Origin of the sequence: Stieleria neptunia (assembly GCF_007754155.1) — a bacterium.
Taxonomy (GTDB): Bacteria; Planctomycetota; Planctomycetia; order Pirellulales; family Pirellulaceae; genus Stieleria; species Stieleria neptunia.
On the sequence record NZ_CP037423.1, the window covers coordinates 9,259,161 to 9,284,590 of the forward strand.

A 25,430-nucleotide genomic window follows, 5' to 3' on the forward strand; every position below is an offset into this window, starting at 1 on the left:
TTCCGTGGCGTAAGCTTCCAGCTTGCGATCGGTGACGCAAGCTCCTACAGCGTTTTCAGGTACTCCAGCACCTGGCGTTTTTCGGACTCGCTGAGCACATCGGGAAAATCGTGCCCACGATTGCTCTTGCCGAATTTTCTTGTGTCGAAATAGCTGCGTTTGACGGCCATGTCGGTCTCGTCTTCGGGCACCCCCGAAACCACCTCCACGGTCAGCCCGATTTTCTGGGGGTCCATGTCGGTCGCGATGGGCCGCCAAACCGTCGGCCGCTGGTCGGGATTCAACACGTCCCACAGCGTCGGCACGCTTCCGTTGTGGAAATACGGCGCACTGGCCCAAACGCCGTCCAACGGCGGTGCGACGTAGCCGTCGGGATCGATCACCGTTTCCTGCTGATCAGGCTCGCCGGCATGGGCAAACCAACTGCGGGCGTATTTCCGGCGGCCTTCGACGGTCAACGCGTTCAATCGGACAGGGTCGGTGCCGAGTTCGTCGATCGGCACACGACGATTGGGATAGTCGGACTCGGCCCCGTAGGTTCCATGACACTCGGCGCAATTGGCGTGAAAGACCGCCCTGCCCTGCTCCGCCAATTCCCGATCAACCGATCCTTCATAAACCGGAGCCCGCAGCGAACTCAGGTAGGCGAACACGTCTTCAAAATCCTGCTCGTGCTCGCGATAAAAATCGGGGCCATTCTCAGGCACCAGCGTGAACTGCATCAGCCCCCGATGCCCCTTGGCGGCAAAGCCGTCGATATAGATGTTGGGCCGCTTGTGAAAGTGCCACCAGGGCGGTGCGTCCATGTCGTGGTGCGTAAAAAATCTCGGTCGCCGGACGACAAGATTCAACTGCTCGTCGCGGCCATTCATCAATCCCATTCCGAACACGACCGCGTTGGTCGTCCCGTTGGTCGTCCCCAGCGGAATGAACATCGCACCGAGCTCCATGCGTCCGGGCAACAAACCCAAACCGAGTTTCGCCTTTCCGATCTCCTCGGTCAGCGTTTGCAGCGCGAACCGGTTGTTGGGGGCCCCCGGCGTCAGGTTGCCGTAAACCGTCCCGCCGTGGCACGAAAAACAGTTCATCGTCCAATCGCCCTCGGCGTTGACGACATACTGAAGCGGTTTGCCCGAATCATCGCCCGGGCGGGTCGTCAGACCGTACCGCTGAAACGCCAGCTCGCGACGCCGCTGCAGCGATGCGTTCTCCGCTTCGCTCCGCAGCGGTTCCGGCCACACCGTCCACAGGCGGTCAAACGTCGATTGACGGAAATCGCTCGGCAACACCGCCGTCTCGGTCAAGAACCGATAGCCCCGCGCGGCCGCATCCGGTTCAGCGGCAGCAACGCTCGCCGGAAACAGGCCCCCCGTGCCGATCCCGAACGTGCCGATCCCGAACGCGACGATCCAAACGGCAATGAAAGACGGTTTCATCAGTTGTTTGAGGTTGCAAAAAAAGTTGGGGAACGACGAAGGAGACAGGCTTCGTTGGTGTCCAGCCTTGAGGCGCTCCGCAGAGAGCCTTCAGGCTCGCGTTGGGCACCGAGCATGCGGCGAAAGCCTGGGTACCAACGTTGTTCAATCGTACGAATCCGCCCAGCCCCGACTGGCGGCAGACCTTGTAGTCTGCGCCATCAACCGCATGACCGCAAATCAATTCACTCGTTCGCCGAAATCCAATCGAAACACCACCGGCCGGCCGGGAAACGTTTTCACCGACGAAACGGGCCGAAAACGTACCAACCGGTCGACGAATCGCTGGGTCGATTGCGCGCCCGAACGCGAGACCAACCAGACCCTCGCCTGGGCCTGCGGCAGGTTTTCCACGTGATGCCGGACCCAACTTTCGTGCTCCAGCGCGCCGACGACCACGACGGGGGCCAGCGAATACGGGCCGCGGAGCGGAAACGCCAAGTAGTCCCACTGGTCCTCGCCGACGGATTCGGCCTCGGAGATCGGCCGCCGCAGAAAACTGGCTTCGATCAGCTGGCTGTCCAACCAGACCACATCGCCCGCCGCGATTTCGCCGCGGACCGCCGCCACCGCCCCACGCCATTGCTCACCGCGGAGCTGCACCGGCCATCGACCGGCGGCCAACGTCCACCACGTCCCCTGGTACCAAAGCGTGAAACCGAGCAACACGACCGCGAGCGAGATTCCGCAACCCCGGCCCCACCACGGCGACGATTTGCGCTCCGCACCAACGCTGCCGAACCCCCGCACGATCCGAACGATTTCAGATCCACAGATCGCGACCATCTCACCCGCGGTCCAGGCCAACAGCGGCAGCGCGGCGACGTAGTAGCGGCGATGCCACAACGGCACCCACTCGAAATACGACGCGCAAAAGAACAGCATCGTCCCTGTCACGGCCACCAAACCCGGTATCGCCCCGACCCAATCCACGCGATCGGCCGGCTCCCCAACGGCGGCGTCCCGACCGGACCGAAACCGCTTCACCAGGCGGCTTGCCATCGACGTGACCGCCGCGCCGCCCAATGGCAGCAGCAGCATCGGCAACCAAGCCCAGGCGTACCAGAGTTGCCACCAAGACGTCGCCTGCCCGAAGGCTTTCCATAACTCGCGCCGCTGCCATGAATCCGGCAGCGACGACATCGCCAGCGCGGCAAGGGTTGCTACCACGACGACGCCCGCGATCGCGTCGGCTCGCCACCAACGCAATCGCCGCCGTCTCCATGCAACCCACACGGCGCAGGGGATCAGCAACGCCAACACCCCCAACGACGTCGGGTGCACAAGCGCAGCGACACAAATCCAAAACAACATCGACAAACGCCACCGCGCACCGCCGTGACTGTGGGTTCGGCCCAAGCGACGCGTTTCCGACTGCACCGTTGCGGCGGTCGCTGCCGGGGCCTTTCCCAGCCAGGCCATCATCGACCAAACGGCCAGGACGGCGTACAGCATGACGAAGGCGTAAGCCCTCAGCTCGCAACCGAAAAACACGCCGTTGGGATCGATCGCCAGCAGTCCTCCCGCGACCACTCCGGCGGAGACTTTTCCGGTTCGATAAGCGACCCCCACCACCAGCAACGCCGACGCCAACGCGCTCGCCAGCACGCTGCTGAGCCGCATCGGCAATTCGCCGGCCCCGACCAGAGCCGACCAGAGCCACAAGAAGTGAAAGTAGCCGGTGGTTTGATTCCCCGCGGCCGCGCGGGGTGCCACCTCGGAAAACTCATCCGCGACCACCCACGCCGAATGCAGTTCATCGAGCCAAAAACTCTCCTGACACGACGGCAACCGGAACGCCAGCGCGAGCGACACCACGGCAACGACGGCCAAGCACGTCGCGCGCGGGTCGATCCCTCCCGAACGTTGCTCCATTGAATCACTCATCGACTCTCCATTCACAGTTTTTTCTAGCTCGGACGGCCTTTCCGATGCTCGCCCCCCGCACCGCCTCGTGTCGTTCCGCCACATGGCTACGACTGGGCATCGGCGCTATCATAGGGACTCTGCCCGAATCGCCATGCCCCCGTCGGCCGTCATCCCCCCGACAGGCATTCCCGTGAAAGGCACAGCGTCTTCCCATCGAATCGAAAGAACATCGTGATGTCCGCTCCCGAAATCCCCACATTGAACCTGCAACGCGTCGATGCACGCGTCGGGTCTGCCGAAATCCTGCAACAGCTCCGCGACAAGCTCAGCCCCCAAGGCGACGTCGTTTCTCCCCGCGGACGGGCACTGACCGAAGAGGTCTTCGGAGCCCCGCTGACTCCCGTCGAAGTGGTCCAGCGGATCTGCGCGGAGGTTCAGAACGCCGGCACCGAAGCGCTCTTGAAGTTCAATCGACAACTCGACAAGGCCGACCTGACCGCCGACCAGCTCCGTGTTCCCGCGGCAGACCTGGCCGCCGCACATGCCGCGGCAGATCCGGAACTGATCGCATCGATTCAACGCATCCGGGACAATGTGGCCACGTTCCAGCAAGCGATTCTGCATCGCGACGTCACGATCGAGCCCAAGCCGGGGGTCACGCTGACCCAGCGTTACGTGCCGCTGCGGCGCGTCGGTGTCTGCGTCCCCGGCGGCGCGGCGGCCTATCCGTCGACCGTGTTGATGACCGTGGTCCCGGCCCAAGTCGCCGGCGTTCAAGAAATCGCCGTGGTCGCACCGCCGACAGCGTTCGGGGCGTACAATCAAGACATGTTAGCCACGTGTCACGAACTCGGCGTGACCGAAGTCTATCGCATGGGCGGCGCCCAAGCCGTCGCGGCACTGGCCTACGGGACCGACATCGTCCCGGCGGTCAACAAGATCGTCGGCCCGGGAAACCTGTTCGTCGCCTTGGCCAAAAAACACGTCTATGGCACCGTCGACATCGATTCCTTTGCCGGCCCCAGCGAAGTCATCGTGATCGCCGATCAAACCGCCCGCCCCGAATTCATTGCCGCCGATCTGTTGGCCCAGGCGGAACATTCCCCCGGCAGCGCCATCCTGATCACGTGGGACGAAGCGTTGATCGACGCGGTCAGCGGGGAAGTGGCCAAGCAACTCGCGCTGCTCGAACGGGCCGAGTTGACGCTGGACAGCTTGGAAGCCTTCGGCGCGCTGATCCTGGTCCGCGACGAGGCCCAGGCCTGTGAACTGACCGACTCCTTCGCCCCCGAACACCTGCACATCGAAACGGCCAACCCGCGTGACCAGATCGCCAAAATCAAGAACAGCGGCGCCGCCTTCCTGGGCCACCACACGCCCGTCGCGCTGGGCGACTACGCCGCCGGCCCCAGCCACGTGCTGCCGACCGGAGGCACCTGCACCTGGGCCGCGGGACTGTGCAGCAACAGCTTTCTGCGCAGCGGCAGCATCACCGAATTCGACGAATCGGCGATGAACCAGATCGCCCCCGACGTCGAGCGTCTGGCCGAAAAAGAAGGCCTGACCGCGCACGCCCGCAGCGTCTCGATCCGGAGATAGTTTTTTTCACGTTTCAAGTTTCAAGTTTCAAGTTTCAAGTTTCAAGTTTCAAGTTTCAAGTTTCAAGTTTCAAGTTTCAGGTTCATTTTCCGGTCTTCCATTTTTCTGCCCTTCATTTTTCTGCCATCTCCCCCATGTCAAAAACCGACCTCCGCCCTGCCCTTTCGCGGATGTTGCCCTACACGCCGGGCGAGCAACCGCCGCCGGGCAAATTCATCAAGCTGAACACCAACGAAAACCCCTACCCGCCCCCGCCGTCGGTCGTTTCGGCGATCCGAGATGCCGCCTCGGGACCGCTCAACCGCTACCCCGACCCGACCGCCAGCCTGTTTCGCCGCGCCGCCGCGGAGGTGCTCGGCCTGCCCGGTCCCGATTGGATTCTGGCCGGCAACGGAAGCGATGAAATCCTGACCATCCTGGTGCGGGGATTTGTCGGCGAAGGCCAAAAGCTGCGTCTGCCTTACCCCAGTTACATCCTGTACCGGACACTGGCGGACATCCAAGGCGCGTCGTGGGAACAGATTCCGTTTCTGGACGGTTGGCACCTGCCGGCGATGTTTGGCGAAGGCGGCAACGACTTGCGTCTGGTGCTGTTGCCCAATCCGAACAGCCCCAGCGGAACCGTGGTGCCGGCCGAACAGATCGAGCAACTCGCCGCCACGTTGCCCTGTCCGCTGGTCGTCGACGAAGCCTACGTCGATTTTGCCGACTTCAATTGCCTGGATCTGGTCCGACGGCACGACAACATCCTGGTCACGCGAACGCTCAGCAAATCGTACGGCTTGGCGGGCATCCGTTTCGGGTTTCTGGTCGCCCAACCGTCGTTGGTCGCCAAATTGTCGAACATCAAAGACAGCTACAACTGCGACTACTTGGCAACCGTCGCGGCGACGGCGGCCATCCGCTCGCAAGACTGGCTCAAGGACGTGGTGACGAAAATGAACGCCACCCGGTCCCGGATGCAGTCTCAATTGACCGACATGGGATTCAACGTGACACCCTCGCACGCGAATTTTGTCTGGTGCCAACACCCCAGCGGTCGACATGCCGACCTGCACCAGTTCCTGAAAAAGCAACAAGTCCTGATCCGCTACATGGACTTCCCCGACTGGGGCGATGGTTTGCGCATTTCGGTGGGCACAGACCAACAATCCGATGCGTGTATGATGATGATCGAGCGGTTTCTTCAGTCGCTCTAGAACCGCACCTGCCGCCGCCCCCCAACGCGCCATGTTTGACCCGCTTCACAAGTGGCTGGGAATCCCGCCCTCGGAACAGCCGCCGAATGACTATCGGCTGCTGGGGCTGGCCAATTTTGAAGACGACCCGGACGTCATCGACATGGCCGCCGATCGAGAGCTGACGTTTCTGCATGACCTGACCAACGGGGAACACGGCGACCTCGCCGAAGAGCTTTCCAATCGGATTTCGGCGGCACGCCTGCGGTTGCTCAACGTCGAAAAAAAAGCGGTCTATGACAACCAGTTGCGTGAACTGCTGGACGAGGGCGAAATCGACATCGATTCGGTCATCGATGCTCTCGGCACGCCGAAAAACATCGCGGCTGAAACATCCGAGCAGGTCGCGGCAACGCACAACGCCTCGTCCGTCTTGGGGATTTCGCCGACCGTTCCAGTCGCTTCAACCCCAGTCCCGACCACCACCCCGGCCGCTCAAACGCCAAGCCCCGCAGCACCGGCGACGCCGCGGGTCCACGCGCGACCGATCGGCAAGACGCCCCGCCGAAAACGCCTCAGCCTGCTCTGGGCAATCGGCATCTTCCCCGCTCTGATCGTGCTCGGATACCTGATCGTTTCGATCTCAACCGGCAATCTGCATCTGGATCCGAACAAGTTGCAACAGCTGGGGCTCTCCGCCGATCAAGCGGCCAAGTTTTCCGGTGACGCCGGCGGCCCCGCGGAAGCGGACGCGTCGCCCGCGACCGCGGAGACAGCGGATGCATCTGCTGCAGCGACGAAAGCCACCGCGTCCGTGCGGCCCGCCCCGCCCGAATCGGACCACGCCATCGCCGCGGTTTCCCCCGCACCCGCACCACGTCCGTCCGATGCTTCGCCCAACCCGACGTCCCCCACGTCCTCTTTGCCAACCGCCGCACCTCCGCCGGGCATGTTCACCCCGGCGGTCACCCCGCCCGTTTCACCCAGCCTGGCCGAGTACGTGACGCCGGCGGGAAAACACCCGATTCCCTCGGCCGACTCCATCACCGCCAAGATGCAGACGGTCAGGGACTTGTACCAAGCGGAATATTTGCAGGCCAAGCAGCGCGAGCAGCGGATCGCCGTCGCCGACCAAATGCGTGAAACGGCCGACGAAACGAGGAACGATCCCGAAGGCCGATTCGCCCTGTACCGCGTCGCCCGCGAGATCTACATCGGGGAAAGTGACTTTGCGTCCGCGTTTGAAATCGTCGATCTGCTCGACCAATCCTTCCAAGCGATCGATGTGATTCGTCTGAAACGTGACATCATGGAAAGTGTGCCGAGCCAAGGCGTGCCCGCGACCGAGTTTTCCGACGCAGCGATCGAGGTTGCCGAAGAATGTCTGCACGTCGGCCGACTTGATGACGGCATCGCAATCTGCAAGACACTGCAGGAGACGGCCAAACGGATCCCGACGCCTCAATTGGCGCACTTGAAGGATCTTCAACAACAACTCGCCGACGCGCAAACGCTGCTCACTGTTTACCAACGCAGTCTGACGACGTTGGAATCGAATCCCGACGACGCCGACGCCCAATCGGCCGTCGGCAAGTACCTGTGCCTCGTCGAAAACCGCTGGAACGATGGCCTGCCGCGACTCGCCGCCGGTTCCGATCCGCTCTACCGTGAAGCCGCTTCCAACGAATTGACGCTCGCCGATGCAGAGATGACGCAACTGATGGTCGCCGACGGTTGGTTCAAGGTCATCAACAGCTCTGAATCGAGTTTTGAAAAACGGTCCTTGGCCGATCACGCCAAAACCTTTTATCAAGCAGCCAGACTCAAGACCGCCGGCTTGGAAATTCGAAAAATCGATCAACGCCTGATCGTTCTCAATGCGTTGGGAACGCCCGGCCCGCTCAGCGCCACGCGAATTCGCGCCGAACAACGCGAGGCGGCGGCCCAGGCCAAACTGGATGCCAAGCACCGCGCGTTGGCCGCCCAAGCCAAAGTCATCCAGACCCGCACCTACGATTCAACCGCCTCCACGGATTTTGCCCGCATCCGCGGCAACACGCTCGTCATCGGAATGGGCAACACGTCGTCGGGAACGGGCGAAGCCGCAGCCGGAATCGAATTCGACAACGTCGGAACGATCAGCGTGCAAGGTGCCCCCTCCCACGCCACCATGGTCAGCTCCTCGGCCACCTCGAAAATCGGCTTCGTCATCGATTACCACACCGGTTCCCGTTACACCAAGCGGGTGTTCCTGAACTTCGGCACCAACACCCCCAACTACTTTTATTCCAATCCGCCCTGGGGAACCGGCAAGGCGCCCGACGACCGTGATTTTCTGCCTGTCAGCCCCCAGTACACACTCGATCTAGAAAAATGGGCGCCCGGCAATTGGGACGGCAGGTGTTGGTTCTCCGTCTACATGCAAAATTCAGGCATGAATCGCATGTTGACGGCGACTCTCGCGTGGCAGCCAAGATCCATCCCTCTCGATTCAGAGTAAACGATTGAGCATTCAAGGGTCCAAAACGCCGACGTCCAAGCCCCACAAGCCGGTGGTCGTGGGCATCGACTTGGGAACCACGTACAGCGCCATCGCCTACGTCGACGACCGTGGCCAGCCCCACACGATCATCAACAGCGAAGGCGATCTGACGACCCCCTCGGCGGCACTGATCGAAAACGAAGAAGTCACGATCGGCAAACTGGCGCTCAAAGCTCAAATCACGCTGCCGGGCAACGTCGCCATCTTCGCCAAGCGCGACATCGGTAAACCGGCCCTCTCGCACCCCGTCGACGGCCACCGTGTCGCCCCCGAATTCATTGAATCCCTGATTTTGGGGCGGCTGAAACGTGACGCCGAAACCAAACTCGGACGGCCGATCACCCAAGCCGTGATCACCGTGCCCGCCTACTTCAACGAACCCAAACGACGCTCGACCATTCGCGCCGCCAAACTGGCCGGACTGGACGTGCTGGCGATCATCAACGAACCGACCGCCGCCGCCATCGCCTACGGAATCGAAAAACACAGCGAGATCCTGGGGCCGCAAACCGTCTTGATCTATGACCTCGGCGGCGGCACCTTCGATGTCTCCATGGTCAAAGTCGACCATTCCGATATCACCGTCGTGGCGACCGACGGCAACGCCATGCTCGGTGGTATCGACTGGGACCGATGCCTGGTCAGATGGCTCGATGATCAGTTCGCCAAAGCGTGCAAATTCCGTCCGTCCGAAACGGAAACCGGCCCCGCCTGGCTGATGCAAGAAGCGACCGAATTAAAACATGCCCTGACCTCGCGAACCGAAGTCAAAGTCCGGTTGACCTTTCAATCCTCGACGCTGATCACCACGATCACACGATCCGGCTTTGAAGACCTGACCGCACATTTGCTCGACCGCACACGGTTCACCGTCCGGAAACTGATGAAGGACAGCGGCACCACTTGGGACCACATCGACCAAGTGATCTTGGTCGGAGGCTCGACACGGTTGCCCCAAGTCGCCGAAATGATCACGGCCCTCTCGGGCATGGAACCCAACCTGTCGATCTCGGCCGATGAAGCGATCGCCCATGGCGCGGCCCTCTACGCGTCGACGATTCAGTCACGCAACGCGGCAAAAAAATCCGGCGAACCTGAAACCGGCCGACTCGTCATTTCGGATGTCAACGCCCACAACCTCGGTGTGCTCGGCATCGATCTGCAGACCCGTCTGTCATGCAACTACGTGATGATCGAGCGGAACACGCCCATCCCGGCCAAACAAACCACGCGTTTCCAAACCCTCCGTGACGACCAACGCAGCGTCGCGGTGGAGATCGTCGAAGGCGGAGACTCACGCGGCCGATACGGGACACACATCGGCAAATGTGTCCTCGGTCATCTGCCCGCAAACCTGCCCGCCGGGACCCCCGTCGACGTCACCTTTCGGTACAACCGCAACGGGCTGATGCAAGTCGAAGCCAAACTGCCCGCTACCGGCCAAAAAGCCACCACCCAGATCGAGCGCCACCAAATCAGCGTCCCCTCAGAAACCATCGACGAAGTGGACCCCGAATGGTCGATTTTGTGAAGGTGGCTTGGATGGGTCTCATGGGTCAGCTGCCGGGGAAATAGGACCAATGGGACAAATACGACATATGGGTCCCATCTGTCCCATTGGTCCTATTCGGTCGCTATATTCTGCCAACCATCGGACATCCCCAACCCCATCACCTCGCCTCCACCATGCCACGCACCGCACAAATCCATCGCACCACCGGTGAAACCGAGATCCGCCTGTCGATCAATCTGGACGGGGACGGTTCGGGGACACGCAGCTCGGGGATCGGGTTTCTGGATCACATGCTTGATCTGCTGGCCAAACACGCGTTGATCGATTTGGACGTCGCGGCCAAGGGCGACCTGCACGTCGACGACCATCACACCGCCGAAGACATCGGGATCGCGCTGGGACAGGCGATCGATCAAGCGCTCGACAACCGCGCCGGAATTCGTCGCTATGGCCACTTCACGCTGCCGATGGATGAATGCCTGGTCACCGCGGCGGTCGACATGGGGGGGCGCTACGCGTTCGAATACAACGCCCCGATTGCGGCTTCAAAGATCGGCACCTTTGACAGCGAACTGGTCGAACACTTTTGGCAATCCTTTGCCGCCAATGCGAATTGCAATCTGCATGTCGTGCTGCATCACGGACGCAACGCACACCACATCGCCGAGTGTGTGTTCAAGTCGGTCGCCCGGGCGATTCGAATGGCCGCCGAATCCGACCCGCGCAGCGACAGCGTCCCCAGCACCAAGGGCGTGCTTTAGCGGGCGATGATCGAATCGAGTGCAAAATCTTCGTGTGCGTCGTACGGAAAGAACTGTCGTGCGATGCGTTTGCCGAGAATGCCCAAGTACATTTTACGGAATTGGGATTCCGTCGTATCGTTGGTGTAAACCCCGGCGGTACTGGGATAGGTAAAGTCCTCAATGTCGCGGCTGAATAATTCTTCACCGGTCTTGGCATCGATCACGGTCAAGTGAACATCGGCGCGGCCGCGATACAACGTGGCTCCATCGCGAAGTTTCAGATTCATCACTTCGATCGCCAGTACTTTCTCTGCATCGACACCGCGGCCGATTTCCGCGAATTCGACTTGATCCCAGCCGTGCGTGTCGCGCCAGTTGGCGATCTTGTCTTCGCGAACCAGTTCGATGTCGTCCACCTCCTTGGACAGCCATTGCATCACATTGCGGCCCAGGATCCGCGCCGACACGTCGTCGCTGAATTGGCTGTTTTCGGTCAACGTGACGACCGCCACGCGCGACTCCTCCAACCCCTCGTAGGCCGCCGGCACCTTGTCCGCACCGGAAGCGTGAATCAGGTTGGACAGCAGTCCGAGACAGCCGGCTTGAGTGGAAACAAGAATGCAAGCGACCGCGGTCAAGCCGAGGCTTGCGACCAAGCGGGTCCCCTTGCCCGAGGAATGAAAACGAGACAATCGCATCGGCACAAAATCCTTTTCGTGGCTGATCTTCTGGTGAAACCTTACGCCATACCGAAAATCTGGCCTTGCCCGCAAGGCTCATCGCCGTCGGATTTTCACAGCAGCGAAATCAGGCATCCTCCCAAATCACCCCCGCATACCCCACCACGCGGTCTTTCCCACCACCGTAATCGGCGCTCGTCGCATACGCAATTTCCTCGGCTTTGGCCGTTTTGCCCAGGTTTCGCATCACCATCAACACGAGTGCCGCGGGGATTTGGCCACACATGCTGATGCTTTCTTCGCCGCAAACCCGCAACAATTCGGCGCCGTCGCCGGTGGCCAAGGCGTCGAGTGCCAATCGGTCGCGGCGACGATTTTCTTCGTCGTCGGCAAAATGATTCATGTCACTGCTGATCACCAACAGCGGGGGTTCGTCTTGCTCCTTGATCCACTCGGCCAAGGCCGACGCGGCGGATTCCAAGGTCTGCAGGTCTCCGCCGTGCATCGCGATCGCGGCCAAGCGGGCATCGGGGCACAAGCGATTCATCAAGGGCAATTGAACTTCGATCCCGTGCTCTCGCGCATGCGCACGCGAATCCAGCTCCATCCCGGGAATCTGTTCGGCCATCTCGCGGGCCAACTCTTCATCGCCCGCGATCTGGACCGACGCGCTCAACTGCCAGTGATGATGCGGCGCGACCGCCCAATCGACCCCTTCGGCGGTGTGCTTGGGTCCGATGATCAAGACGCGATCGGGGACATCGACCCGCCGCCAGATTTCCGCCGCCACCCGACCGCTGAATCGAAGCCCCGCGTGTGGCACCATCACGGCAAAGGCCTTGCGTTTGTCGCAATCCGGCAATCCCTCCAGCAACTGATCGACTTCCGCTTCGCGCGCGGCATCCTCGGCCGGGTAAAACGCCCCGGCCACCGCGGGCCGCCGGACCGTGAAATCGGCGTCGGCCCTGGGACCGAGCGACACCGAGATCGCATCGCAAGAACAATCACAGTGCATCGAATACAACTGCTCGCCGCCGCGGAACGTTTCCATCGACCGTGCCGCTTCGATCAAGGCCTGCGGCTGCTGTGCCTGTGCGTATTGAATCGCCCAACGCCGACCATCGGTCAGCACCATCGCGCGCGTCCCGCCATCGGTTCCCCGCATGTCCGCATCCTCGACGGGGCCGTGATGCACACAATCGCTCAAGACCGCCAACTCGACGTCGCACTCGTTTGCCGAAAACACGCGTTCATCCAACCACAGCGACGCTTGTTCGGTCATCTGATACAGCGACGTTTGCATCGGGCGAGTGTCTTTGATGCTCAGCTGCAACCACTGGTGCGAACCGTGACTGGGATGCCGAACCGAAAGGATCAGCCCCAAGACCTCTAAATCGCTGACGCCCATCGCGTAATACATCGGGGTGGCGCCGATCTGCAGGGCGATCAAATTGCTCCGCACCCAGTCGCGGCAGAGTGACAATTCATGCCCGGTCAGCAATTGCTTCTCATGCCGCAAACGCGACGGATCGGTTTCAAACTTGCAACCGAAATGAACGCCATCGAACAACATCACTTGGGCATCGTCGCGCAACCAGACCCCGGCCGGCAATCCCGCCTTGCGACAGACGGCATCCAAAAACTGCCGCGCATTCCAGCCCTGCTCGGTCGCAACCTGCGGCAACAGCAAACCGCTGTTGTGTCCGAACTGGATCCGCAACCCATGCGTCCCCACGTGGACGGCCTGCTCCCGCTGTTCGCCCTGAACGCCGATCGGTCGCAACGGTCCCAGCAGCGAAACCGACAGATCCAAGTACGGCAATTCGCTCATCGACAACGGCGCCATGCGCGGATCGCGGGCCGTCCGCGCCGCCGAATCCGCCATCGCTTCCCCGAGTTTCATCAACCCGCCCTGACGGCCGCAACAGCCGCGGAGCGTCTCGCCACGTTTGACCGTCACAAAAACCCCGTCGATCGGCAGCTCGGCCAGCTCACCGAGCGATTCGATCGCGACGGACTGATCCAGTCCACCGACCGCGGCCTGCACCATCGCCGAGGCCGCTTTTAAAACCGTCGACTTTTGATCGTCCGTCAACTTCGTCAGATCGTTCCGTTGTGTCGTCGCCATCGCTTTCTCCTCCACTGCTGGTTGCCGTTTGGTTTCGTCCGCCCCTGATCCCGTTTTTTCGATCTGCACGAGCCGTTGCTGCGGCGCAGCGGGCTGCGGCGGTTGCTCGATCGGCTCGATTCGGACACGTTGCCGTCGCCCACCCCATTCCCCGGGAACATCCTCAAACACGCCCGGAATCGTCTCGCCACACTTGGCACAGCGATTCTCCGACATGGTGTACCGCCCCAGCTGATGCCAGTCCCGTTCGATCAACAACGCCCCGCAGCCGTGACAGTACGTACTCTGTCTGGCGATGTCATGCACGTTGCCGACGTACACGTAATTCAATCCACAGCGTTTGGCGATGTCATAGGCCATGATCAGCGTCGCGCCATCGGTCCCGTTGCGGTCGGTCATCCTGAAATCGGGATGAAAGGCCGTGAAGTGAATCGGCACGTTCGGCCCCACATGATCCATCACCCACGTGCACATCCGCCGAATCTCGTCGGCGGAATCGTTCGCGTCGGGAATGATCAAATTGGTCAGTTCGACCCAACAATCGGTTTCATTGCAGACGAATTCGATCGTATCCAAAACCGGTTGCAGGTGCGAACTGGTGACCTTGTAATAAAAGTCTTCGGAAAAGGCTTTCAGGTCGATGTTGGCGGCATCCATCGCGCCGAAAAACTCACCGCGCGCCTGCGGGGTGATGTAGCCGGCGGTCACCGCGACCGACTTGATTCCGATTTCGCGGCAGGCCAGCGCCGTGTCGATCGCATACTCGGCCCAAATCACGGGATCGTTGTACGTGTACGCGACGCTTCGACAACCCGATCGCTGGGCCGCCAAAGCGATTTCGTTCGGCATCGCTCGATCGCTCAACCGAGCCACTTCGCGACTCTTGGAAATGTCCCAGTTCTGACAGAACTTGCACCCCAGGTTGCAACCGGCCGTCCCAAAACTGAGCACCGGGGTGCCGGGCAAAAAATGATTCAGCGGTTTCTTTTCGATCGGGTCGATGCAAAACCCGGTGCTCTTGCCATAGGTGTCCAACACCATCTGACCGGCGACGTTCTTGCGAACAAAACAGAAGCCCCGGTCACCGTCTTTCATCCGGCACGCCCGCGGGCAAAGCTGACACAGAATTCGCCCGTCGTCTGTTTCCGTGTACCAGTGCGTTTGAGTTATCATGGTTACAGTCCCTCGATGCTCACCTGATCGGCACCCATCACGGCGCCGAACCGTGGAAGCGGCTTCCAGCCTGTCGTCCCTTGCGTTCGTAGGGCCTGGACGCTGATTCCAAGAATACCCCGCCAACCCCATACTCGTTCATGACCACCAGCCGCCGCCAATTTCTTGCCGCATCCGCAGCCAGTGTCGCCGCAAGCTTCGCCGCCGCCCCGATTCAATCGGCGCTCGGAAACGACGCCACCGCATCTGTTAAGAATACCATCTGTGTCTTCACCAAACCGTTTAACTCGCTGACCTTTGACGAACTGGCCGAAAAGATCGCGGAAATTGGATACGACGGGATCGAAGCCCCGATTCGACGCGGCGGACACATCGAACCGGAAAAAGCTGCCGATGAACTGCCCAAACTGGTCGAAGCACTCGCCAAATGCGACCTGGAAATCACCGTCATGACCTCCGACATCAATGACCCGGACGACCCGCTGACCGAGCGGGTGCTGCGAACCGCCGCGACCCTGGGGATCAAGCGCTACCGCATGAAATATGTCCACTATGCCCCGGATCTGGCGATCGACGACCAACTCGCCAACTGGCACGACCAATTCGTCGATCTGGCGGCGCTCAATCACGACTTCGGCATCACCGGACTGTACCAAAACCACGCCGGCAACAAATACATGGGCGCGGCGATTTGGGATCTCGATCGCGTCCTGGACGGCATCGCGGCGACCGACATCGGCATGGCCTATGACATCCGGCATGCCACCGTCGAGGGAGGCACAAGCTGGCCGACCACCTTCCGCATGATCCGCGACCACATCGACACCGTCTACATCAAAGACTTTGTCTGGGAAGGGTCGAAGATGAAAAACGTGCCGCTGGGCGAAGGCCGGGTCGACCCCTCGTTTTTCAAAATGCTCGCCGACACCGACTTCACCGGCCCGATTTCACTGCACGAAGAATATCTGGACCACCGCCCCGCCGAACTGGTCCCCCAACACCTCGCCGCGATCAAAAAAGACCTCCAGACGCTCAACGACATGATGAAATAGTCGAGGCTCTGTCCGCTTTGAATTTCCTCTGTCGCTGCGAGGGACGTCGATTGTAGAAGCGGCGGAGTTGATCGTAGCGGAAGTCGTCAAGACTTTCGCGAGCCGTCGGCCCTCTCTGGCGTTTGCTTGCCGCGCAAACGCCGTCTCTCCCAGAGGGGGTTCTTCGCGGATTTTAGTGGCTGCTCTCGGATACTCGGAGAAGGTTTTTTGAGGGATGACTGCGATGTCCGATGGTTCTGTTCGGTCTGATGGCGAAGCCAGCTGTAGCGGAGACGGGCTCTGCGGAGGAGCAACCCGCCTAGGAATCACCTGGTCTGCGATGCGGCGAAGGTGCTTCGTGCCCTCCACCGGCCCGCGCCGCCGGAGGGGCGTTTGAGCCGAGCGGTTGTCGTCCAACACCCATTCGGACATCGCAGCAATGCCTCAAAAAACCTGGGTCCTGAGTGATTAGCCATTAAAATCCACGAAGAACCCCCAGAGGGAGAGAATCTAAATCGGCTACCATATCAGCGGAATCAGCCGCCAACGCACTTTCCGGCAGTAGCGTTGATACTCAACATCGCTCAATAACAGCCGTTCTTCAACACGGATCCGGATCGCGAACAGCGCGGCGATGATCGGTAAGATCACCAGTTGCTTCCAGTCCAGTCCGACGGCGACGAAACAGGCGACCACCATCGCCAGTTCACCGAGATAGGCGGGATGCCGAATGATCGAAAACGGACCGTTCACGACCGTGCCGCGAATCGCCGGCAAGATCGCGAAACAGCGACCGAGGAACGCGAAACTCACGATCGCCAAACCGCTGCCGCAAACGAACAGAATCTGCGCGGCAACATTCCAGTCCCTAGGCGACCAACCAAAGACCCAGCCACCGACAAGCACCGCCGGGATGGCCATCAAACAGGTTGCCCAATCCCCCGACCGTTCCACACCACGCCGCAGCAGAAAAAGCACGCCCACGATCAAATGCAACAGCGACGTCGCGATCAAAATCGCCAACGGACGCTGCCCCAAGTTCGACCAGGTCGCGGCGTTGGCCCAACCCAGGATCGAAACGCCGATCGCGATGTCGACAAGACGCGGCGGCGGAGGCACTAGGCTCTGTCCCTAAAGTTCTGCGAGCGAAAAGGGGGGGGCAGGAGTCAATAGTGCGAAGCACCCGTAGGGCCGTTCCGGCTATTGACTCCTGACCCCGTTTTCGCGGTTTACTGGCGGTGAACGTCGTCTAGGGACAGAGCCTAGTAGATCCAGAATCCCCAATTGAACATCCAGCTGAGCAAGTTGATCACGATCAACCCGCCGCCCCAAAGCATCCACCCCTGGACTTCCGATCCGCCCCCGGCATGCTGAGCGTGCATCATGTGATGCTCGATGGAACCGACGAAGCTGGCCGCTTCCTCCGGATCCCATCCGCTGTCGACTAACTTTTGTGCGATCGATTGCGGGTCTTCACCCTCGGACAAACTTTTCGCCACGACCTCCGCTAGGCCTTGAATCTCATCGGATTCCTGTCCGGGAGGCAGTTCCTGGTTCATCGTCAACTCGGCCGTGCAAAGGTGGAACAGAAAGGGGCAGCTGAACCACTCTATGGAGATCCAAGACCGCTGTCAAATCGATCCAGGATCGACACTCAACGCGCGGGATCTTGGGTTGTGTTCACGCGAGCCCACACGGTTGATGTGGCACGCCGCGTCAGCCGGTGCCACGGGTCGAAGCGTCGTTCATCGTTTTCGGCACAAAAAAACCGACCGCCGATAATCCGATCATCGACAACAGCACCGAAAACAAAAGGTAGTTGGAAAAGAACGCGATCGAAAAGAAGATCGCCACGCCCGTCGCAGCCGCCCACTTCGGCGGCAGCAACCACAACCCGAATCCGAACAGCGTCTCCACCACAATCACCTTGCGGCTGTACCAGGTCGCGATGCCACGCAGCGTCTCGGCGTCGTAGCTCTCGCGCAAATAGTTGAACACCCAGAAATCGCGTTCGCGAAAATAGATGTCGTAAAACACTTCACCCGACCAGTACTCCGCCGTCCACTTGCCGACCGCACCGCCGAGCAGAATCATCGACGCGATCGCGCGGGCCAGAAACGCTCCGCGACGAAGCAACTCCGATGGCTCGTCCCGGTCCATCCGTGTCGCAAACCAAAACACCCAAATCGAAACCCACAAACTGGTCGCAAACGTCATGTCGTTGTGACTGCCCTGGTGGATCAGCATGACTCCCAGGCAACCGACCTGTGCCAACGCACAAAGACAGCGGATCCACGGCAACATGCCGACCACGCCCAAGATGATCGCAGCGAGTGATCCGAGATAGGCCCAACGAATGACCTCGGCCGATTGCAGCCAGGCGGGAAAGAACGGATCCGACAACGGCAGTCGATGATAGACCTGGTCGGCCAGCAGAAAGAATTCGTACTTCCACGCCAGACCCCCGAACACGCCCAGCTGCACGATCAAGTAGGCCCACAACACCCGCCCCGAGAAAGGCGCCTCGACCTCGACTTCCTCCCCACTCCCGTTCGCCGTTTCCCCGCTAAACATCACCGGGCACCTCGGGGCGAGATGATTTCAGAAGACTCGCCAATCCACTCGAATCTGCCTCCGCCGATCGGCTTGGCATGGATTTTGGTTTCCAACGTCTCGCCGCGGTAAGACGACCTGATCGTCACCCAGCGATCCTGGCCGGGACTGAGCAACGAAAAGCGTCCGTTGGCAAACGTCAGCACCCGAGTCGGAAAGTGATTGATGTAGCGGGCTCGACTCGAATCGAGCACCGGCGTGATCAAGCCTTCCGGTAAATCACGGATCTCATATTGATTGCCAAAGTTGTACATCGCCGGAACCGGAGCCTGGATGGCCCAACACGCAAACGACTCGGTCGACAGATGAAAACGCTTCATCGTCACACGGGCGATCGCCGGATAAAACGGCATCAGCAACAACCAAACCGTCACCACACAAACCCCAAAGAGGATCAGCACGAACAGCGGATCGCGACGCGGTCGGCGAGTTTCGGTGTCCATGCCATCCTCTCAAGCAACTTTGACGCAACCTGCCTGATCGTTTAAATCGCTAAACCCTCATACGCCCGATCAAGCTCCAGACTCAGATTTTCAATCGGCAATTCGAACCGCTCTCCTGCACCGTACTCCTGACGAAGGAAGCCTGAATCCCCGCGGGTGTAAACCACTGCCGATTTCAAGGCTTGTTCCATCAGCACATACGCTTCAAGCGTCTGAATCGAAAGATACGCCTCGCGTTTCTCTCCCTCATCGGTACGTCCAGTGCTGTCGGAGAGCACTTCGATGATGACAACGGGAGAATCTTGAAAGGTCTCCTCAAGCGGATTCAACGTGCACGCCACCATCACATCTGGATAGTAGAAATACGTTCCGTGTTCACGTCGCAGGCGGACCTTTGTATCGGAGTTGAAGACGCGGCAACCGCGCCCCGCAAGTTGCGCGTGTAAAAGCCCCAGCACATTGCTGGCGATCAAGTTGTGTGCATTGGTCGCACCGACCATGGCGTAAACATGTCCGGCCAGATATTCATGCTTGACTTCCGACTCAACTTCGCCGCTCAGGTAATCCTCGATCGACACGAATGGCCTTGCGGGAATGCTGCTCATCACACTGATTGCCTTGGAAGGGGATACCAGCAGGACACGCTGGTCGATCGATCAGTCACTGCCATTGATGATACCAGACTTGTCCCCAGGATCCGGCCTATGCCGTGAACGACTCACGCCTGTTCGATCAACCGCAGCGCGATCTCGCGAACCTTTTGCGGATTGGCGTTGGGGTTTTTGCCGCGGGCTTGGCCGATCAGCGAACCGACGGCTTTTTGATTGCCGTTTTTGACATCGTCGACGACCTTGGGGTTGGCCGTGAGCAACTCCTTGACCAGCGTTTCCATTTCCGAATCGTCGACCGCTTCGATCCCCAACGCCTTGATCGCCTGGTCGACGTCGCCGCCGTTTTCGCTAAGGTGTTTGAACACGTCGCGGGCGCGGTCGTTGGTCAGTTCTCCGCTGCTGACTTTGGACAACAGTTGGGCGAGCTGTTCGGCCGTCACGCCGAACGATTCGATGTCCCCGCCCTGCTCTTTCAAGGTTCGCATCACGTCCTGCTGGATCCAGCTGCTGGCCCGTTTCCCCTCGCCGCTGGCCATCGCGACGGCATCGAAGTACTCGACCATCGCGCGGCCTTGGGAAACGATCACGTCGGCGTCGTAGGCTTTGATGCCGTACTGAGACTGCAATCGTTCGCGGGTTTCTTCGGGTGTCTCCCCGAGTGACCCGCGGATCTCTTCGACGCGTTCGCTGGGGATGCGAATCGGCAACAAGTCCGGACAGGGGAAATAGCGATAGTCGGCGGATTCTTCTTTCTCGCGCTGCGGATACGTCACGCCCTTGACGTCGTCCCAACCGAACGTGCGCTTGCCGTGGGTCTCGATCGTGTGGCCGGTTTCTTCCCACTCGGCATACTGTCGATCGACTTCAAAGTGCAGCGCCGCGACGACGTTGCGAAAGCTGTTCATGTTTTTGACTTCGACGATCGGCGTGGCAATCCGCTGGCCATGTTTGTCGATGTGCAAGTTGACGTTGGCGTCCACGCGCAGACTGCCTTCTTGCATCTCACAATCCGAGACGCCCAAGTGCGTCATGATCTCTTTCAGCTTGGTCAGATACGCCAGCGCCTCTTCGGCCGTTCGCAAATCCGGCTCGCTAACGATCTCCAACAGCGGTGTCCCACAACGATTCAGATCGATGCGGCTGTCGGCCCGGCCGGCCGCCTCGTCGTGCATGCTCTTGCCGGCGTCCTCTTCCAAGTGGGCGCGGGTGATCCCGATCCTGCGGGTGGCGTCGGCGTCGGCCGGGTCGACGATTTCCAAACACCCATCGGCACAGATCGGCAGATCAAACTGGCTGATCTGGTACCCCTTGGGCAAATCGGGATAGAAGTACTGTTTGCGATCCCATTTGGTCAGCGGCGGGATGTCACAATTGATCGCCAATCCGGCCCGGATCGCCAACTCGATCGCGTGCTCGTTGATCACGGGCAAGGCGCCGGGCAGGCCCAAACAGACGGGACAGACCTGGGTGTTGGGGGGACTGCCAAACTTGGTGCTGCAACCGCAAAACAACTTGGTTGCCGTCTTCAGTTGAACGTGGACTTCCAGTCCGATGATCGTCGTGGTCGGTAGCTGTGACATCGTTTATTGATTCGGTCGTTGGGTGTGATAATCGGTCGCCGACTGGAAGGCGGATGCCGCAAACAGCAAGCGACTTTCCTCCAACGTCGGGGCCTGCAATTGAATCCCGATCGGCAACCCCGACGGATCGAATCCGCCCGGCAACGAAATCGCGGGAACGCCAGCCAGGTTCGCGCCGACGGTGAACAGGTCACACAGATACATCTGGATCGGATCGTCAATCTTGTCGCCCAGCGGAAACGCCGGCGTCGGTGTAACCGGCCCCAACATCAGATCGACTTGTGAGAACGCGGCGTCATAGTCGCCCCGAATCAATCGCCGTACCTTAAGCGCTTTGTTGTAGTACTCGTCCGCGTACCCTTCACTGAGTGCGTAGGTCCCGATCATGATGCGGCGTTTGACTTCCGCGCCAAACCCCTCGGCACGACTGCGGCAATACATCGACACCAGATCCTTCGCCTCGGCGCCGGCGCGATGTCCATAGTGCGCCCCGTCATAACGAGACAAATTGCTGCTCGCCTCGCTGGGCGCGATCACGTAATAGGTCGGCACCCAATACTCACGGTGCGGCAGATCGACATCGACGATCTCGGCGCCCAATTCCGCAAACACGCCGATCGCATGCTTGACCGCGTTTCGAATCGATTCGTCGATGCCTTCGGCTTGCGCCGATTCACGCAACACCCCGATTCGCACACCGCGAAGGTCATTGGATTCGGTCGCCAACGTGAAATCGGGAACGGCTTGGTCCAGCGACGTCGAATCCCGCGGCTCAAACCCCGCGATCACATTCATCAACAAGGCACACTCGTCGGCCGACCAGGCCATCGGACCGATCTGGTCCAAACTGCTGGCAAAGGCCACCAACCCGTATCGGCTGACCCGACCATAGGTCGGCTTCAATCCCGTCACGCCACAAAACGCCGCGGGCTGACGGATGGAGCCTCCGGTGTCGGTGCCCAGACTCAGCGGAACGGTCCCGGCGGCCACCGCCGCGGCCGCCCCACCGCTGCTGCCGCCGGGTGTGCGAGACGTGTCCCAGGGGTTCTTGGTGATCCCGAATGCACTCGTTTCGGTACTCGCCCCCATCGCGAACTCATCCATATTCGTCTTGCCGACGATCACGGCGTCGGCGGCGCGGAGCTTTCCGACGACGGTCGCATCGTAGGGCGGACGAAAGCCACGCAGCATTTCTGACGAACAGGTCGTCGGCATGTCCGACGTGCACAACACGTCTTTGACGGCGATCGGCACACCGGCCAGCGCCCCGAGCGGTTGTCCGGCGGCACGCTTGGCATCGACGGATTTGGCGGCCGCGACCGCCGACTCGCGATCGACGTGGGTGTAAGCGTTGTGCGTCGACTGAGACGCCTCGATCGCGTCCAGGGCGCGCTCGGCGATTTCAACCGCCGACGCCTCGCCAGCGGCCTGCAATCGCAGCACTTCCAAAGCAGAATCAAGCATGAAGGGGGTGACTCGTTTCGACCAAATGGATGACAGCTACGAATTATCGACCATCACCCGCCGATCGACCACCGGGCATCAAGGGGGGAATCGAGGGCACGTTGGTATCCAGCCTTTAGAGACCGTCCAGCTTAAGTCGATCGCTTTTCGGATGTACGATGGCCCTTCCGGGCCGTCGCCCGTGGGGCTCTGCGCGACGACCTAGAAAGGACGTCGCACACCCCTCCGCCGACCACCTCTCACCCATTCGGTCTGATCATTCAGATTTGTCGCGTTTCGCGCTAGCCCTAAGCTGGACGGTCTCTTTAGGCGATTCCCCGCTCGCTGCGGAGCAGCGACAGCGGGCGGCTGAAGCCTGCACACCAACACTCGCAGATCAATCCGGGATCGCGATCGTGGCGACGCAACCGGCCAAGCCGCCGGAGAGTCGAATGGTGGCGTCGTGCAATTGGGCGACACGGTAGGCTCGGCAAAGCCCCAGCCCCAACCCGCGGCCGGCCTCCCGGCCACTGTAAAACGGATCAAAGGCATGCTTGGAGGCTTCGACGCTCAGCCCCGGTCCGCTGTCGGCGACGTGGATCAACCACTGCGGATCCCGCGACGGGCCCTCCACACGCTCCATCGACAGCACGACGGTCCCGCCGCTGCCGATCGCCTCGATCGAATTTCGCAGCAAGATTCGAATCGCTTCCAGGATCATCGCTCGATCCACCGTCACCATCGCCGGCTCCGGCAGCGTTTCGGCCAACAACCGGATATCGAATTCCGCAGCGATCGCGTCGAATTCCTCTCCGGCCGCCTCGACCAGCGCGTTCAAATCGACGCGTTCCCGATCGACGTCCGGCGGATTGGCGAAAAACATCAAACCCGCAATCATCTCATGGGCGCGATAGACCTGTTGGACGATTTGCTGAAGCGATTGCTGACGCTGTGGATCGGCTTCCTCGCGGGCGAGCTGTTGCGCTCGGGCGGAAATATTCGCCAACGGATTGTTGATTTCGTGGCTCAATCCATAAGCCAACTGCTTCGCGGCAGCCAGCTTGCGTTTCTCGGCCAGCGCGGACAGGCTGGACTCGGCCACCAACTCCCGCTCCCGAGCCCGCGCCCATTGCTGCAGCAAACGACTGCCTTCGAGTTTGCGTTTCGGCTCGGCGATACAGTCCCAAATCACCGCCGGCAAATGCTCGATCCAATCCGAATCGATCGCCGGCCCTAAGACCTGCAGCCACTCCGCCGCTGCGGCCAACCATTCGTTCGGCTCGGTCGTTCGGCTGCGGGCCAACAAACGGGACCAACGATGCTGGTGCGCGTTGGTGACCTCCGGCGCCACAAGAATCCACTCACCGTCGGCGAATTCACCCGGTGCCGCACCGATGAACCACTCCGCCAGCTCCGTCGCCGATACAAATTCATCACCCGGCCAGCGCAGCAGGGCGTACAACAACAACGGCGGGTCTTCGAGAAACGCGGATGTCACCCGGCTGACGACCAGCGGATTGACGTCCCGCCAGCCGGCATCGGACCCGGAAATCGCCGTCGAAATTGCGACCATGGCGGTGTCCGATAGTGGCAACCACCAGCGTTTGCCGTCGCGCGAGATGGGCGGCAGAACGCCCCACCAGCCGAGCTCCAATACCGAGCCCGGAAACGGGAATTCGTTCGACTGGTCGCGGAGACTCGTCACCGCATTCATCTAATTCGGGACTTTGCGTTCCATTTCCAGCAGATCGCAAGATCGCAACACCAAGTCGTCGATCGCAAACGGCTTCTGCATGAAGTCGTTCGCACCGGCGGCACGCAGCGCGTCAACCTTGTTGTGCTCCACCATCCCGGAAATGCAAAGAATCTTGACCATGTCCAAGGCCGGATCGCTGCGGACCCGCTGGCAGACTTCTTTGCCGTTGATGTCGGGCAACATCACGTCCAACACGACCAAATCCGGTCGAAATTCCTTCACGCCCATGCCGGCATCAAAGCCGTTGTTGGCCGTGCGGATGTCGAATCGCCCGTCGCGTTCAAAGCCGTCCTTCATCAATTCGACCAGATCCTGGTCGTCATCGACAATCAACAACTTCTTCTTGCCGCTCTCCAGGGCGTCTGTCGGTATCCCGTTGTCCTTCATGAACAGGTAGAGCTGTTCACGTGGAATACGTCGAAATTTGCTTCCCGGCACCCGGAAGCCCTTCAGCGAACCATTGTCAAAGCAACGAATGATCGTCTGCTGGCTGACTTTGCAGATTTTAGCCGCTTCGCCTGTCGTAAAGACCGTCTTCGTGGTCATCGCAGAAACCATCCTCCCTGCAGGACGAGCCGTTTCCCAACCTGTGCGTTTGTCGCGAGTGAAGCTTCGTGGAAGCTTCACCCTGTTCCATGTCTTTCCGTGCTAGCATTCGCCGGCACTCTTGTGCCGGTCACCAAACCAGCACGACAGGCTTCTTTTAGCAAAACCCCCACGCTTCCGCACAAGAGCATTTCATTGCCAATTTGCGTCAAAAACGTAAGTAACAGCAAACTCCGAAACCCTCAAGCTTGCCGATCTTGCCCGACCAACGAATCTTACCGAATCCCCAGAATAGGTCAAGATAGGTTACCGGCGAACTTTGAACAGCCAACGATCAGTGCGGGACGTTGATTGTAAAAGTGGCGGCGTTGATCGTAGCGGAAGTCGTCAACGGGCTGTCGTTTTGGTGAGCCGCGACGCGTAAGCGGCCGGGCACTGCGACGCTGCCCGAGGCCTTACGGCCAGCGGCTCACCATAGACTCAGCAGATCCCAACTAAATCGACAGC

19 protein-coding genes are annotated in these 25,430 nt (G+C 60.4%); 6 read left to right on the forward strand and 13 right to left on the reverse strand.

The window, feature by feature from the left end; translation table 11 throughout:
* Positions 1-44: 44 nt before the first annotated feature.
* Positions 45-1,436, reverse strand: coding sequence for a c-type cytochrome (locus Enr13x_RS32360; protein WP_231743909.1), 1,392 nt, complete (start codon positions 1,434-1,436; stop codon positions 45-47).
* 219 nt (positions 1,437-1,655) lie between these two features.
* On the reverse strand, positions 1,656-3,362 hold the full coding sequence (locus Enr13x_RS32365; protein ID WP_145391026.1) for a glycosyltransferase family 39 protein: 1,707 nt from the start codon (positions 3,360-3,362) through the stop codon (positions 1,656-1,658).
* 216 nt (positions 3,363-3,578) lie between these two features.
* On the opposite strand from Enr13x_RS32365, the gene hisD reads away from it, so the two are divergent.
* From hisD to hisB, 5 genes are all read left to right on the forward strand, one after another.
* Positions 3,579-4,943 (forward strand): histidinol dehydrogenase, encoded by a 1,365-nt coding sequence (gene hisD / locus Enr13x_RS32370; protein ID WP_145391027.1) that lies wholly within the window; start codon positions 3,579-3,581, stop codon positions 4,941-4,943.
* A gap of 134 nt (positions 4,944-5,077) precedes the next feature.
* Positions 5,078-6,142, forward strand: coding sequence for a histidinol-phosphate transaminase (gene hisC, locus Enr13x_RS32375; protein WP_145391028.1), 1,065 nt, complete (start codon positions 5,078-5,080; stop codon positions 6,140-6,142).
* Between the two features lie 31 nt (positions 6,143-6,173).
* On the forward strand, positions 6,174-8,621 hold the full coding sequence (locus tag Enr13x_RS32380; RefSeq protein WP_145391029.1) for a hypothetical protein: 2,448 nt from the start codon (positions 6,174-6,176) through the stop codon (positions 8,619-8,621).
* Between the two features lie 4 nt (positions 8,622-8,625).
* The gene (locus Enr13x_RS32385) at positions 8,626-10,194 is read left to right on the forward strand and encodes an Hsp70 family protein (RefSeq protein WP_197455515.1); all 1,569 of its coding nucleotides are present in this window, start codon (positions 8,626-8,628) and stop codon (positions 10,192-10,194) included.
* 155 nt (positions 10,195-10,349) lie between these two features.
* Positions 10,350-10,937: an imidazoleglycerol-phosphate dehydratase HisB gene (gene hisB, locus Enr13x_RS32390; protein WP_145391031.1), complete on the forward strand. Its 588-nt coding sequence runs from the start codon at positions 10,350-10,352 to the stop codon at positions 10,935-10,937.
* Here hisB and Enr13x_RS32395 read toward each other — a convergent pair.
* Together Enr13x_RS32395 and amrS are read right to left on the reverse strand one after the other, a co-directional pair.
* Positions 10,934-11,617, reverse strand: coding sequence for a hypothetical protein (locus Enr13x_RS32395; protein WP_145391032.1), 684 nt, complete (start codon positions 11,615-11,617; stop codon positions 10,934-10,936). The genes hisB and Enr13x_RS32395 overlap by 4 nt on opposite strands.
* A 109-nt stretch (positions 11,618-11,726) precedes the next feature.
* Positions 11,727-14,900 (reverse strand): AmmeMemoRadiSam system radical SAM enzyme, encoded by a 3,174-nt coding sequence (gene amrS, locus Enr13x_RS32400; RefSeq protein ID WP_145391033.1) that lies wholly within the window; start codon positions 14,898-14,900, stop codon positions 11,727-11,729.
* A gap of 140 nt (positions 14,901-15,040) precedes the next feature.
* On the opposite strand from amrS, the gene Enr13x_RS32405 reads away from it, so the two are divergent.
* On the forward strand, positions 15,041-15,952 hold the full coding sequence (locus tag Enr13x_RS32405) for a sugar phosphate isomerase/epimerase family protein (RefSeq protein WP_145391034.1): 912 nt from the start codon (positions 15,041-15,043) through the stop codon (positions 15,950-15,952).
* 498 nt (positions 15,953-16,450) lie between these two features.
* Here Enr13x_RS32405 and Enr13x_RS32410 read toward each other — a convergent pair whose 3' ends face one another.
* The 9 genes from Enr13x_RS32410 to Enr13x_RS32450 form a co-directional block, all read right to left on the reverse strand.
* Positions 16,451-17,050 carry a methyltransferase family protein gene (locus Enr13x_RS32410; RefSeq protein WP_145391035.1) on the reverse strand — a complete coding sequence of 200 codons (600 nt, stop codon included), beginning with the start codon at positions 17,048-17,050 and terminating at the stop codon, positions 16,451-16,453.
* Positions 17,051-17,193: 143 nt separating this feature from the next.
* Entirely contained in the window at positions 17,194-17,490 is a 297-nt protein-coding gene (locus Enr13x_RS32415) for a hypothetical protein (RefSeq protein WP_145391036.1), read from the reverse strand.
* A gap of 157 nt (positions 17,491-17,647) precedes the next feature.
* Positions 17,648-18,508: a hypothetical protein gene (locus Enr13x_RS32420; protein WP_145391037.1), complete on the reverse strand. Its 861-nt coding sequence runs from the start codon at positions 18,506-18,508 to the stop codon at positions 17,648-17,650.
* The gene (locus tag Enr13x_RS32425) at positions 18,505-18,987 is read right to left on the reverse strand and encodes a hypothetical protein (protein ID WP_145391038.1); all 483 of its coding nucleotides are present in this window, start codon (positions 18,985-18,987) and stop codon (positions 18,505-18,507) included. Before Enr13x_RS32425 ends, Enr13x_RS32420 begins: the two co-directional genes overlap by 4 nt.
* Positions 18,988-19,028: 41 nt before the next feature.
* Positions 19,029-19,592 carry a Uma2 family endonuclease gene (locus Enr13x_RS32430; RefSeq protein WP_145391039.1) on the reverse strand — a complete coding sequence of 188 codons (564 nt, stop codon included), beginning with the start codon at positions 19,590-19,592 and terminating at the stop codon, positions 19,029-19,031.
* Between the two features lie 113 nt (positions 19,593-19,705).
* Entirely contained in the window at positions 19,706-21,178 is a 1,473-nt protein-coding gene (gene gatB / locus Enr13x_RS32435) for an Asp-tRNA(Asn)/Glu-tRNA(Gln) amidotransferase subunit GatB (protein WP_145391040.1), read from the reverse strand.
* 3 nt (positions 21,179-21,181) lie between these two features.
* A complete protein-coding gene (gene gatA / locus Enr13x_RS32440) occupies positions 21,182-22,642 on the reverse strand; it encodes an Asp-tRNA(Asn)/Glu-tRNA(Gln) amidotransferase subunit GatA (protein ID WP_145391041.1) in 1,461 nt (486 codons plus the stop codon).
* A gap of 376 nt (positions 22,643-23,018) precedes the next feature.
* Positions 23,019-24,335: a sensor histidine kinase gene (locus tag Enr13x_RS32445; protein WP_145391042.1), complete on the reverse strand. Its 1,317-nt coding sequence runs from the start codon at positions 24,333-24,335 to the stop codon at positions 23,019-23,021.
* The gene (locus tag Enr13x_RS32450) at positions 24,336-24,923 is read right to left on the reverse strand and encodes a response regulator (RefSeq protein WP_182866292.1); all 588 of its coding nucleotides are present in this window, start codon (positions 24,921-24,923) and stop codon (positions 24,336-24,338) included.
* Positions 24,924-25,430: the final 507 nt, after the last annotated feature.

What these genes read in the sequence shown, in the direction of transcription:
- Enr13x_RS32360 (WP_231743909.1), bottom strand. Translation starts at nt 1,436, where the DNA reads ATGAAACCGTCTTTCATTGCCGTTTGGATCGTCGCGTTCGGGATCGGC.
- Enr13x_RS32365 (WP_145391026.1), bottom strand. Translation starts at nt 3,362, where the DNA reads ATGAGTGATTCAATGGAGCAACGTTCGGGAGGGATCGACCCGCGCGCG.
- hisD (WP_145391027.1), top strand. Translation starts at nt 3,579, where the DNA reads ATGTCCGCTCCCGAAATCCCCACATTGAACCTGCAACGCGTCGATGCA.
- hisC (WP_145391028.1), top strand. Translation starts at nt 5,078, where the DNA reads ATGTCAAAAACCGACCTCCGCCCTGCCCTTTCGCGGATGTTGCCCTAC.
- Enr13x_RS32380 (WP_145391029.1), top strand. Translation starts at nt 6,174, where the DNA reads ATGTTTGACCCGCTTCACAAGTGGCTGGGAATCCCGCCCTCGGAACAG.
- hisB (WP_145391031.1), top strand. Translation starts at nt 10,350, where the DNA reads ATGCCACGCACCGCACAAATCCATCGCACCACCGGTGAAACCGAGATC.
- Enr13x_RS32395 (WP_145391032.1), bottom strand. Translation starts at nt 11,617, where the DNA reads ATGCGATTGTCTCGTTTTCATTCCTCGGGCAAGGGGACCCGCTTGGTC.
- amrS (WP_145391033.1), bottom strand. Translation starts at nt 14,900, where the DNA reads ATGATAACTCAAACGCACTGGTACACGGAAACAGACGACGGGCGAATT.
- Enr13x_RS32405 (WP_145391034.1), top strand. Translation starts at nt 15,041, where the DNA reads ATGACCACCAGCCGCCGCCAATTTCTTGCCGCATCCGCAGCCAGTGTC.
- Enr13x_RS32415 (WP_145391036.1), bottom strand. Translation starts at nt 17,490, where the DNA reads ATGAACCAGGAACTGCCTCCCGGACAGGAATCCGATGAGATTCAAGGC.
- Enr13x_RS32425 (WP_145391038.1), bottom strand. Translation starts at nt 18,987, where the DNA reads ATGGACACCGAAACTCGCCGACCGCGTCGCGATCCGCTGTTCGTGCTG.
- Enr13x_RS32430 (WP_145391039.1), bottom strand. Translation starts at nt 19,592, where the DNA reads ATGAGCAGCATTCCCGCAAGGCCATTCGTGTCGATCGAGGATTACCTG.
- gatB (WP_145391040.1), bottom strand. Translation starts at nt 21,178, where the DNA reads ATGTCACAGCTACCGACCACGACGATCATCGGACTGGAAGTCCACGTT.
- gatA (WP_145391041.1), bottom strand. Translation starts at nt 22,642, where the DNA reads ATGCTTGATTCTGCTTTGGAAGTGCTGCGATTGCAGGCCGCTGGCGAG.
- Enr13x_RS32445 (WP_145391042.1), bottom strand. Translation starts at nt 24,335, where the DNA reads ATGAATGCGGTGACGAGTCTCCGCGACCAGTCGAACGAATTCCCGTTT.
- Enr13x_RS32450 (WP_182866292.1), bottom strand. Translation starts at nt 24,923, where the DNA reads ATGACCACGAAGACGGTCTTTACGACAGGCGAAGCGGCTAAAATCTGC.